Source organism: Paenibacillus sp. sgz302191 (assembly GCF_057749925.1).
The window spans coordinates 34,505-46,665 of the sequence record NZ_JBYLHY010000045.1 but is presented as its reverse complement, the minus strand read 5'-3'; the positions used below and the strand labels follow the sequence as shown (position 1 = coordinate 46,665).

General features: G+C 54.7%; 7 protein-coding genes, 1 rRNA gene and 1 riboswitch. All 8 genes read right to left on the bottom strand.

The annotated features are described in order from the left end of the window. A 16S ribosomal RNA gene (locus tag AC3G2T_RS35770) occupies window positions 1-126 on the bottom strand; the annotation flags it as partial. 906 nt (window positions 127-1,032) lie between these two features. After that, a complete protein-coding gene (locus tag AC3G2T_RS35765; RefSeq protein WP_474687315.1) occupies window positions 1,033-2,430 on the bottom strand; it encodes an NCS2 family permease in 1,398 nt (465 codons plus the stop codon). A gap of 133 nt (window positions 2,431-2,563) precedes the next feature. After that, window positions 2,564-2,664, bottom strand: a riboswitch (purine riboswitch). Window positions 2,665-2,751: 87 nt separating this feature from the next. Continuing rightward, window positions 2,752-4,290 carry a glutamine-hydrolyzing GMP synthase gene (gene guaA / locus AC3G2T_RS35760; RefSeq protein WP_474687313.1) on the bottom strand — a complete coding sequence of 513 codons (1,539 nt, stop codon included), beginning with the start codon at window positions 4,288-4,290 and terminating at the stop codon, window positions 2,752-2,754. A gap of 168 nt (window positions 4,291-4,458) precedes the next feature. After that, a complete protein-coding gene (locus tag AC3G2T_RS35755; RefSeq protein ID WP_488438435.1) occupies window positions 4,459-6,759 on the bottom strand; it encodes a DUF4129 domain-containing transglutaminase family protein in 2,301 nt (766 codons plus the stop codon). Beyond that, window positions 6,746-7,966 carry a DUF58 domain-containing protein gene (locus tag AC3G2T_RS35750; RefSeq protein ID WP_488438434.1) on the bottom strand — a complete coding sequence of 407 codons (1,221 nt, stop codon included), beginning with the start codon at window positions 7,964-7,966 and terminating at the stop codon, window positions 6,746-6,748. The genes AC3G2T_RS35755 and AC3G2T_RS35750 overlap by 14 nt, the downstream gene beginning before the upstream one ends. 11 nt (window positions 7,967-7,977) lie before the next feature. Further along, window positions 7,978-8,955, bottom strand: coding sequence for an AAA family ATPase (locus AC3G2T_RS35745; protein WP_474685279.1), 978 nt, complete (start codon window positions 8,953-8,955; stop codon window positions 7,978-7,980). Window positions 8,956-9,013: 58 nt separating this feature from the next. Continuing rightward, entirely contained in the window at window positions 9,014-10,495 is a 1,482-nt protein-coding gene (locus AC3G2T_RS35740) for a polysaccharide deacetylase family protein (RefSeq protein ID WP_488438433.1), read from the bottom strand. Between the two features lie 340 nt (window positions 10,496-10,835). Next, the gene (locus AC3G2T_RS35735; RefSeq protein ID WP_474685281.1) at window positions 10,836-12,080 is read right to left on the bottom strand and encodes a response regulator; all 1,245 of its coding nucleotides are present in this window, start codon (window positions 12,078-12,080) and stop codon (window positions 10,836-10,838) included. Window positions 12,081-12,161 lie beyond the last annotated feature (81 nt).

The following is a 12,161-nucleotide window of genomic DNA, read 5'->3' as shown; positions in this document are numbered from 1 at the left end:
TCTTGCAGGCAGGTTGCCTACGTGTTACTCACCCGTCCGCCGCTATCCCCGAAGGGACCGCTCGACTTGCATGTATTAGGCACGCCGCCAGCGTTCGTCCTGAGCCAGGATCAAACTCTCCAAAAAGATGTTACCTTTATTGAAAGCTGAATAGCTCAATTTCAAAGCTGACGAGATTTTGCAATCTCTTGTTTTGGTTGATTGCTCAACCTTGCTTCTTCACTCGTTGTTCAGTTTTCAAAGAACAATTTCTTTCGTTCGCATCGCCGTCTTTCGAAGGCGACCTAATCAATATATCACATTCGCCTACTTGATTGCAAGTACTTTTTTTAAATTCTTTTTTTGCAATCTCGCGGTCTCAAAAGCGACAAGGAGTAATATATCAAAGATAGATAACGAATGCAAGCTTTTTCTTCGACTTTTTTTATGGGAAATACAACCGTCACCAAGGCATCACTATAATGCACTAGTACGGAGGAAAGCGCAGTTCGTTGACACTAGCGAAAAATCTGCAAACGTGGTTTCCGCGAATCGCACCGCGCGCAGCTCCCAGCGTGCGGTGCTGCGCTGCATGACGGCGGTTGGTCGTCCACATGTTAGCTTAGTTGAACGATACTTTGCGCCGTCGCACTTCGGGTTGTCACGAGGCGGCTCGGGAGCCCGAAGCGAAAGCCTGCGAAAGTACAGGCTTTTTCTGCGAAAATGGTTCATTTGGGCGAAAAACCTGCGAAAGTGTAGGAATTTTCGATAAAAATGAACCGAACCCCTGTACCCGGCAAAAAGCCTGTACAATTGCAGGAATTGTTCATTGTTAGCGTTCCGGCGAGAAGAAAACTGCACTTTTGCAGGTTTTCTGCTCGCAGCCGGGTAGCTGGGTGACCGGGTAGCTCTTCCCGGCATAAATTCGCAGGTTTGCACGCCCTCCCCAAACCCGTTCACGAGCGACCTCGCCACCCATTAAGTCTTTGGCTATCTCCCGCGAAAACCAAAAGGCTCCGGCACATAAGCGCCAGAGCCTTAATATTGAATGCCTTATCCTTGACTTCCGATAAAAATGTAACGCGCAAGCACGAGGATGGCTAACACCCACATAAGCCAGTGGATTTGATACTTGTCTTTTCCCCTAATGTTTGCAGCGGTGGCAAGCACGACATAAGCAACGATTCCGAAAGAAATTCCGTTGGCGATATTGTATGTGAAAGGCATCAGGACGATTGTCAGGAAAGCCGGGATCGCCAGCACAAAATCCTGAAAGTCGATTTCCCGGACGGACTGCATCATCAACACGCCTACTACGATCAATGCCGCGGCTGTGGCCGAACCCGGAATCAGCATCGCGATCGGAGCCAAAAACAAGGAGAGCAGGAAGCAGACGCCTGTCGTTACCGAGGTCAGACCCGTGCGTCCGCCTTCCGCTACTCCCGCCGCGCTTTCCACGAAAGCCGTAACCGTGCTCGTTCCGACCAGCGCGCCTCCGCTGACGGCGACGGCATCTACGAACATCGCTTTTCCGACGCGTTTGTTGCCTTCCTCTTTATTTTTCATAATGCCCGCACGGTTAGCCGTGCCGACCATCGTCCCGAACGTGTCGAACAGCTCCACGAAGGTGAACGTAGCGACAACGGAGACGATTCCCGCCGTCATAATGCCGTTCCAATCGAAATTGGCAAAAGCAAGCTTCGTCATATCAGGCACCCAGGTCGTTTGCGGGCCGGTCAAAGAATCGAGATTTACAAGCCCCATGAAGTAGCCGACAACCGTCGTAGCCAAAATCCCGAACAGAATCGCGCCGCGTACGCGCAGCACCATCAGGATGGAAATCAGCAAAATGCCGACGACCGCCAAAATGACATTTTTATTTTCCAAAGAGCCCATATGGAATACCGTTTCAAAAGACAAAACGTCCGTAAATTTATGCGCCGGAACATCATTGGACGCTTCGACCGCCACCGTCAAAATCCCGCTGTTTTTAAAACCGATCATGGAAATGAACAAACCGATACCTACTGTAATCGCATGTTTCAGGCTGTCCGGAATGGCGACGAGCAGCATCTGGCGAATTTTCGAAACCGTCAATATTAAAAAGATAATCCCTGAAATAAAAACGGCCGTCAGCGCCATTTGAAACGTAAACTTCCCTTGCGAGGAAAGAATAATGGTTGCAAAATAAGCGTTTAATCCCATTCCCGGAGCAAGCGCAACCGGAAAATTTACGAACAGCCCCATGGCAATCGTCATAACGCCTGCGGCAATAGCCGTCGCCAGGAAGATAGCCGTCCAATCACCGCCTGTCGCCCCCGACTTGAAGGCGCTGAGAACGTCCGGATTCACGGCCAAAATGTACGCCATCGTCATGAACGTCGTAATTCCCGCCATAATTTCCGTTCTTACCGTGGTGCCGTTCTCCTTCAACTTGAAAAACCGATCCATCTAACTCTTCCTCCCAACCGATATTCGGAACAGCAAAAACCCGGAATCATGAGAATGATTTCCGGGAACCAAAAAGGAGTTTCTCCAAAAGAGAACCGCCTTGAAAGCGCAAGTACGCAAGTACGTTCTCATCGGGATTCCGTCCTTTTTTCGTAGCCAGATCATTTGCGGTGACCTCGTAGAAACTCCCAGGCCAATTCCCGGGATTATACGAAAAAACTGTTATCCACCTACATTTTAGAATTACGCATGAAGAATGTCAATAAAAAACCGAACGTTCGACAGGCGGTATCCCCAAGAACGTTCGGTTTAAGATTGTATCTACTCCCACTCAATGGTAGCAGGCGGTTTGGATGTCACGTCGTACACGATGCGATTTACGTTTTCAACTTCGTTGACGATACGAACGGAAATTTTTTCAAGCACGTCCCAAGGAATCCGCGCCCAATCGGCCGTCATGCCATCGATAGACGTGACCGCACGGATGCCGACCGTATAGGAATACGTACGGGCGTCGCCCATGACGCCTACGCTTTTCATATTCGGAAGCGCCGTGAAGTACTGCCAAATCTCGCGGTCCAGGCCAGCTTTGGCGATTTCCTCGCGAAGAATCGCATCGGACTCGCGGACAATTTTCAGCTTATCTTCCGTCACCTCGCCCAATACGCGGATGGCCAGACCCGGCCCCGGGAACGGCTGTCTCCATACGATTTCCGCAGGCAGGCCGCATTCTTCGCCTACTTTGCGGACTTCGTCCTTGAACAAAGTTTTCAGAGGCTCGACCAGTTTGAATTTCATATCTTCCGGCAGTCCGCCTACGTTATGATGCGATTTGATCGTCTGTGCCGTGGCCGTGCCGCTCTCCACGATATCGGTGTAGAGCGTACCCTGCGCCAGGAACTCAAAGTCGTCGAACTTGCCCGACTCTTCCTCGAACACGCGGATGAACTCCGTGCCGATGATTTTTCGTTTTTGCTCCGGATCGTCCACGCCGGCCAACTTGCCGAGGAAACGCTCGCGCGCATCGATTTTAACCACTTTCATGTCGAATTTGCCGACAAAGGTGTCCATGACGCTTTCCGCTTCGCCTTTGCGCAGCAGACCGTGATCGATGAACATGCAGGTGAGCTGGCTGCCGATCGCTTTATGGATGAGCATGGCGACAACGGAAGAGTCGACGCCGCCGCTCAGCGCGCAAAGCACCTTTTTATCCCCGACCTGCTGGCGGATTTCTTTGATGGTGTCTTCAATAAAAGTTTCCATGCTCCAGTTGCCTTCGCATCCGCAGACGCCATAGACGAAATTATGAATAATTTCGGTGCCCTGCACGGAGTGGCGGACTTCCGGATGGAATTGAACCGCATGAATGTTTTTGTCGCGGTGGCTCATGGCCGCAATATGCAGCGACTCTGTGCTGGCTTCCAGCGCAAACCCTTCCGGCAGCACGGAAACGTGGTCCCCGTGGCTCATCCACACGACTTGCTTGGCGTCCAGTCCTTGCACAAGCGGGCTGCCGGCCGTAAATTCAAGCTCCGCTTTGCCGTATTCCCGCGTTTGGGCGCGTTCCACTTTCCCGTTCAATTGATGCGCAATCAGCTGCATGCCGTAACAAATGCCCAAAATCGGAATGCCCAAATCGTAGATCGCAGGATCGACCGAAGGCGCGCCTTCTCCGTAAACACTTGCCGGACCGCCCGAAAAGACGATGCCTTTGGGCTGCAGCCCGCGAATTTTATCCACAGAAGTATTGAAAGGCAGAAGCTCGCTGTAAACGCCCAAATCGCGGATACGCCTTGCAATCAACTGGTTGTACTGACCCCCAAAGTCCAGAACTACAATCAATTCATTCGGTTTGCTCATTATCCGTGCCTCCTAGTTTCATAGCGATAATGCTTGTCCTCTTATCACTATTTATCGCTACTAATTTTAAACATTACATGCCTAGGATGTAAAGAGCAATAGTCAAAGGTTTCCGGGGCCCGGAAAAGCATTCCGAAAAGTAAACGGTATCAGCGGCGGAGCCGGCCCTCACTCCCGGGAACCCCGTTTCGATTGTACGGCTTTCCAAAGGGCGGCAATCTCGGCTTTGGAATAACGCGGCCGATGAAGCGGCGCATAGCGCAAGTTTTCATACGCCTGGGCGAATTCCAGCAGCGCTTGCTTCTGCAAGTCGTTCTCGATCTTCAATGCGGCGACATATTCGCGGACGGTTTGACCGGAAGATTTGGCGCCGTATTTGCGGAACAATTGCAGCCAAAGCCGATCCATAAACCGCAGAACCGGCTGCGAAGCGGACAATCGCCCTGCGCCTTGCAGGAAGCCTTTGCGCCATAGAAGCCGCGCGGCTCCGGCAAGAAGCAGGCAACTTCCCGCAGCAAATCCGCAAAGCGCTCCATACCGCTGCATGAAAGCTTGAAAATCGGGCAGGCTTGGCCGAATCCATTGCTTCAGGCTGTCCAATAATCCCGTCTCTGCGCGTTCCGGCGCGGATTTTGCAGCGGCCTTGTGCTGTTCCGCCGGCAGCAGGCTTGCTGTCCGGACGCCGAAATCCGCGAAGCCGGGAGTAGGCTCAAACGGAATCCAGCCGGATGACGGAAAGTAGACCTCCACCCAGGAATGCGCATCTTTATTTTGCACGGTAAATTCACGGTATAATCCTGCGGACGCCCCATTCTCCGTGCCTGGGGCAAATCCCTTTACCCATCTCGCCGGAACGCCGACCGAGCGCAGCATCACGGTCATCGCCGTGGAGAAGTGATCGCAGTAGCCGGTCTGATCGACAAACAAAAAGTGGCTGACAAAATCCTCGGATTTGCCGGGACGCGTCGGTTTGTCCAGGCTGTAAACGTAATGGCTGCGCAAATACTGTTCGACCGCCGCCGCTTTGGCATACGGGTCCGCGCTACCCGCCGTAACCTGTTCGGCGAGCCTGCGCACCGTCTGCGGCAGCTGAGCCGGGAGCTGGAGATAAGTTTCCGCGATGGCGGGCGGGTAGGCGCCGGTATCCGCACTCAGCACGGCCGGATCTTTATCCGTCGGCTGAACCGTAATTTTATAAAAGGACAGCGGGTCCGACATTTCCGGAAGCGCCATCTTTCCGCTGGCCGTATTCATCAAAACATCGCCGGACGACAGCGGCCTTTCCCGATTCGTCAGAAGCGCGTCGATCTGCAGAACGGTTCCCCCGTGAAAAAGCTGTTTGGTAGCGGCCGGAGCGCTCCAAAGCACTTCCTGCGTGACCGTTTGGTCCGGCCCATGAACGCCTGCCGGGACGAAAGCTTCCCAATCCGCTTCGGATTGCGTCCAGCCCTTCCCGTCGTAAAAGCTTTTGGACTCGCCGCGCCAATACGTTTTCTCGGTCGTTTTGGCCGTGAAAACGACCGTATCGTCGGATCGCAGCGGGCCTCCCAAAGCAGAATCGTCATTGCCGTACCCCGATTTGGGAGGGACGGCCGGAACGCCGGCTTTGTCTTCGTACATAGAAAGCAGCCGGTCGGACAAAGACGCCAGATTAAGCGGCTTCATCAACGGGCTCGGCGCAGCCGACGAAGCGGCATACCAGCCTGATCCGGCGAGCAGTCCCGTGGATATGAGGCTGACCAGCAGCCATTGCAGGCCTCCGCCAGGACTCGTCGTTTTCAAGCCGTAAGAGTCTTCGATCCGGCACAAGTTCAGCAGCGCCAACAGCAGAAGGCCGTACCCCAGCGTGCGGATAATTCCCGAAGTCGTATCGACGCTCAGTGTAAGCTGCAGAATAACGAGATACAGCAGCGTGGCGGAAGCAAACCACAGGCTGTGCTGTCTTTGCAGCATCAACGCCTGCGTCACGGAAATCATCAGCGTCCAGCCAATCAAAAACAGCAGCGTGCGGCTTTGCGCGCTTACAAGATCGAGACGGAGCTGAAACAAATGCTGAATGTCCTGCGTGATGAGCCTGCCGAAATCTATCGTCCACGACCACGTCCAGAAGTCGGCCGGATAAAACATAAAGCCGATAAACAGCAGCATGAGGAAGCCTTTGGCCGCCCAGCCCCATGAATAAGGGACCCGCAGCCAATCCATCGCTATGCAGACCGCAAATACGGCCAGGAACGGCTTAATCATATAAACTTCCGAAATATCGGAAAGCATGGGCAGCGGCCTCAGCCATTCCGCCAACAGCAAAAACAGCAGCAGCGACAAAAGACCGTCGCGGAGCAGCGAGCCCGGGCGGGACGGGCGCGATGAGCGCGCGTCCGGCGCGCCGGACGCCCGGACGCTGGAACTTGCGGGCGGCTGCGGCTGCAGCAAGGCGGTGCCGGACGAGCGGCGGGGTTCAAGCGGTTGCATCCGCAACACCCCCTTGCCCTGGCCACTCGCGCTGCGGATGCGGCACTTCCGTGAAGCTGCAGCCCAGCGCCTGCAGCTGCAAAGCCCCCTCTCGCTCCGCGACCGAGAGGGAAGGCCGTGCGTGCACGTACACGACGTGCACGGCCCGCCGCCTGCTGCGCGCTTCCGCGAGCGCGCGCAGCAGGGCTGAATCGAGCGTCGATGTGATGCACAGCATCGACGTATCCGGCGGCAGCGCCGCGGCCTCTTTCCTGACGAGGTCAGGAAAGGACAGAGCGGCACTGCCGCCCACGCTCGCGAGCACTTCGTACGCGAGCGTCAGGTCGGGGCGAATCGCCGGCGTGATTCGCCTGGCCCCGGCCGAGCTGCCGGCAAAGCCGCAGCTCTCGCGCCCGCGCGCGGCGGCCTCGAAGAAGCCCGCCGCGAGCGCGACGCCCTTCTCCAGCAGCGGCCGGGCCGCTTCAGGCTGGCCTGCGGCGGGCGCCGCGTCGAGCAGGAGCATGCGCCTCGCGGCGGCCGCCTGCTCGGCGTCTTTGGTCATCAGCCGGCCCAGCCGGGCTGTGGACTTCCAATGAATGCGGTGATACGGGTCACCGCTTGCATAGTCTCTGACGCCGCCGATGGCTGGCGTCACCGCTTGGGGCAGCGCCGGCGAAGGCTTCGCGCCGTCTTCGGAATGAAACGCCATGCCGGCCCGGTCCAGGGCATCGGGCTTCGGGTACACGACGCAGCTGTGCTGCTGCGTCCCGGCGTTGATCCGCTTCACGGCAAAGCCGAACAAATCGCCTGCCGCCGCTTCAAATTCGGCCAGGCGGTACACGCCGCGCATCAGCCCGGTAATCCGGTAGCGCAGCAGGAACGACTTCCGAAACCACGGGAACAGCAGCCTGCGATATACGAATTTGCTTTCCGACACACTGTGAACCCACGTTTCTTTGACCAGAAGCCATGGCAGCGGCAGCATCGAGGCGTGGACCATATGCAGGGAGACGGCCAACTCTTCTCCCGACATACTGACGGAATGGGAAAGCATCCGCTCCGCGCGAAAGCCTTTCAAAGCAAACATATGCATAAGCGCGGCCTGCAGCAAAATAATGAGCAAACAGTTCAGCAAGAACCAGGCCGCGAACCCGCCGTACATATACGCCAAAACAGCCGACAACCCGGTTCCGGCCGCGAGCAGCATGAATTTACCCCAGCTTTTCATCGCTCCGCCTCCTATTTCGACGAAGCATAGCGAAGCACCGGAGCCTGTGCCGAAGCAAGAAGTCCGGTCATGACCGCTTCCGCGGTTTTCCCCGTCATTCTGGCTTCCGCAGTCAGCTGCAGCCTATGCGACCATACCGGAATAGCCAAGCTTTTAATATCGTCCGGCACGACAAAACTTCTGCCTCGCATATACGCCAAAGACTGAGCGGCGCGCATCAGGGCATAGGACGCCCGCGGACTGGCCCCCAAATACAGATCGGTATGCTGCCTCGTGGCCAGAGCAAGCCTGACAATGAATTCTTTCAGCGTTTCGTCCACGTGGACCATGCGCGTTTCTTTTTGCAGCTGGATGAACTCGTCTTGAACGACGACGGGCTTTAGTTGCTCCAAAGGCTGCCGATCCTGCAGCCGGTCGAGCATTTGCATTTCCTGTTCCGGCGTCGGATAGCCGAGCTGCAGCTTCATCAAAAAGCGGTCCAGCTGCGCTTCCGGCAAGGCGTACGTGCCTTCGAAATCGGCGGCATTTTGCGTAGCCAGCAGCAAAAAAGGCTGCGGCAAGTCGTAGCTGACGCCGTCGATCGTAACCCGCTTCTCTTCCATCGCCTCGAGAAATGCCGCTTGCGTCTTCGGCGAAGTGCGGTTGCACTCGTCGGCCAGCACGATCGGTGTCAGGAGAGGCCCCGGCCGAAACTCAAATTCTCCCGTTTTCGCATTATAAACAGAAACGCCTGTCACATCGGACGGGAGCAAATCCGGCGTACATTGAATTCTTTTGAACTCGCAGCCAACCGTTCTGGCGAGTGCGCGGACCAGCATCGTTTTGCCGACACCCGGCACGTCTTCCAGCAAAATATGGCCGCCGCTGAGCATCGCCACGAAGGCGCGCTCTATCGTTTCTCTTTTTCCGATAATAACTTTCTCGACGTTCATGATCATCCGTTCCACGAGAGGCTGCGGCTGATCGAACGCCCTGGCTTTCGACTGCATAGGCAAGAAGCCTCCTTTATCAAAGGTATGCTTCTAGTTTTTCCAGTCGTCTACCATTTTAGACAGTAGATTTGTGAAAAGTAGACTGCCGGCCGTCCTGGAGCCTATCCGCCGAAAAAAGCAGCTCCGCCCACATGAAGCCCGGACGAAAGGCAAGCGATATTTCCCGTCTGCCCGGTTCCATCACCTCTTCGGCTATCCGCCCGCCCAACAGGTCAATCGTCGTATGAAGAGGGACTATAATCGTCCCGTTTTCAAGCCGCATGTCGGCCAGAGGATACCTGGCCTTTTCCTTGCCCATCGCGTATACCCTGACGGTTCGGTCCGGTATATCGTATTCGATATCGCCGGTGCCGTAATGCACCTCGGCCGTTCTCGCAGCTTCCCGCCATTCGATCCGGCCCCCCAGCCTCTCCACAAGGACGCGCAGCGGCAGCTCGATGCGGCCTCCCCGGACGTCATATCGATCCTTATCCAGCGTCATGCTGTTGCCTCCGCCCAATGCAATATGCAGCGGCTGCGTATCTTCCTGTCCGGCCAGCGCTTGTGCCGATTCCCAGACAGCCGTCTCGGATTGCCGGATCAATTGTTGATTCGGATCCCCCTCGGCCATTTCCGTAGTCCGGGCGTGCGCGAGCACATAGTTTCGGGTTGTTTGCAAAAGCTCCTTGAAATGGCTCGCGCTCATGCTTCGCGTCCATTTGGGCCTGCCAAGCGCGAATTGCTGCGGCTTTACCTGCGTTGTCAGCGGCGCAAAGGCGTAGCCCAGCTTTTTGTAGTAGCTGATGATCTCGGGCAGCGCTTTAACCGACGCCTCATGCCCGGTTCCATCGTGGAGCAAAACGATGATTTCGTGCTCCAGCGGAGACTTTTTAACGGTTTGGACAATTTCCTCGACCGGGACGCGAGCTCTTTTCGAATCTCCGCTGTCTACGTTCCAGTCAACGACGGTATATCCCGCCTGATCCAAAAAATAGTAGTAAAACGCGTCAAAATTCGTATAGGTTCCGCCCGGAGCCCGGACCAGTTGGGGCCTGACTCCCGCAAGCTCCTGAAAAATAGTTTCGCTCGTCTGGATTTGCTCCCAAAAAGTTTGAAAATCTCCGTACAACTCTTTATATAGGTGATCGTAGGTATGATTGCCTAAGGTATGGCCGTCTTTTACCACCCGTTTTACGAGCTCGGGATGCGCTTTGGCTTCTTCGCCAAGTTCGAAAAACGTCGCTTTAATATTTTCTTTTTCCAAAATATCCAGCACTTCTCCCGTCAGCTTGCTCGGACCGTCATCAAAAGTCAGATAGACCGTCGGCTGTTCGGGGACCGTGTAGCTCTTCTCCTCTTTAATCCGCTTGCCGGATTCGAGTTTCCGGTAGAGATCGTCTTGTTCCTGCCTGTTTGCAAATGCCGAGGAATCCCCTTTGTCCGCCGCCCGCGCGGGTATCGCAGAGAGCCAAAAATAGACGAAAACCAATAGAACCGCCATCAGCAGCCGAAGACGTTGTCTTTGTTTGTTTCTGTGACCTGGTAAAAAGAAGAGCATGCCGTTAATCCCTCGCTTTTGTTCTATCAATTTAACTTGCTGATAGAGTATATGGGAGAAGGGCTTGGAGTATGTCAGTGAAAAATCGGGGTTCCCGTGTATATCCGCGGACTGCTTCCTTTAGCGGCAAAATGGAGCCTTCGCGATAGTGTCCGCCTGCGTTTGGACAACGAGCCGAAGCAGACCGGCGACCTGGTCGAACGAACTCCGCACACCCACAGAGAGGCCAATCGCACAATCTGTCCGGCCGCAGGACATCCTCTCGCTTGAGCACCATACTGAGCAACGCAAAAAGCCGCATCCCGTCCTGTCGACGGGGCAGCTTTTTGTCACTCAACGTTCAGGTGGAAGCACGGAATGAAGAGGTAATACCTAAAGAATCATTATTTTTGGATCGTCTACTCGTCAGTGCTTTGTCGACGTCCTCCTTCGTCACCCTCTTTGCGTCAGGGGGCAATTGCTTCCTCGATTGTTTGAACCAGTTTACCAGTCTATCGTTCAAGCCAACCCGCAGCTCATTTGAAAACAGATGATCCAGCTTAAGATAGTGCCTCTCCGCTTCACTGCGCCGTCCGGTTGCCGTATAAAGCTTCATCAGCGCCAGTCCGTCGTCTTCGTTATACGGATCCCCCTCCTGAATCCGTTCGTACATCTCGAGCGCTTCCTCCCGCATCCCGGCTTGTTCATAGAATCGGGCTAACGAACGAGCGTGCTGATACCATAGCTTCCTTAGTCTTTCGCGTTCGTCCTCCGCCCACCAATAATCGTACTCCTGGAAATAGTCCCCTTCATAAAGCTCAAGCAACTGCCGCAGTTTGGAGTGACTGTCATCCAAATGATCTCCGCTCACCTGCCGCAAACCATCTTCCCATTCGTCCATATCAATCCGAATGCGGCTTGTGTCAAGCAGATAGCCTTCTTGGATCGTCATATTGCGGATGGGAGCATCGATGCCCATTTGCTTCAAGCACTGTCTGATGTGATAAATCGATGTGTATAATTGACCCGCTGCCTGCTTCGCGTCAAGATCCGACCACAGCAGCTCCAGAAGCGTTTCCTTGAGGACGATATTGCCGCGATGGTGCAGCAAATACGCAAACAGAGCCTGTGTTTTTGCCGTCCGCCATTTCGGAATTTCCGGAGCCCCGCCGCTGTGTTGAAACCGGAGAGAGCGAAAACAGAGAATGCGGGAAGGCGCTGTTGGTTGAACATCTTCTTGTTTATGCAATCTTCTTTGCAGCAATCGTTGAATCGCTTTGTCCAAACGGTCTTGATGCAACGGCTTAAGCAAATAATCGACCGCATTCAATTCGAACGCTTTGACAGCATATTCGGTATATCCCGTTACAAACACAATATCGATTCCCGGACAAGTCTCCTGCGCCAACTCCACCGCATCGATTCCCGATAGTTCCGGCAAGTGAATATCGAGAAACACGACGTCCGGCTGAAGTTCCGGCATTAGCGCTATAGCCTCCCTCGCGTCCCGAAACGAACCGACAATCGAAATCCCGGAATATCCCGAGAGCATTCGCCGAATTTGATTTAGCACTAGCGGTTCGTCATCCACCAACATGATCTTCATCTATTTCACACTCCATGAAATGTATGCATTGTTTATCGGTTCCATTTTGACCGCTATACCATACTATCGGCATTTTGGCAA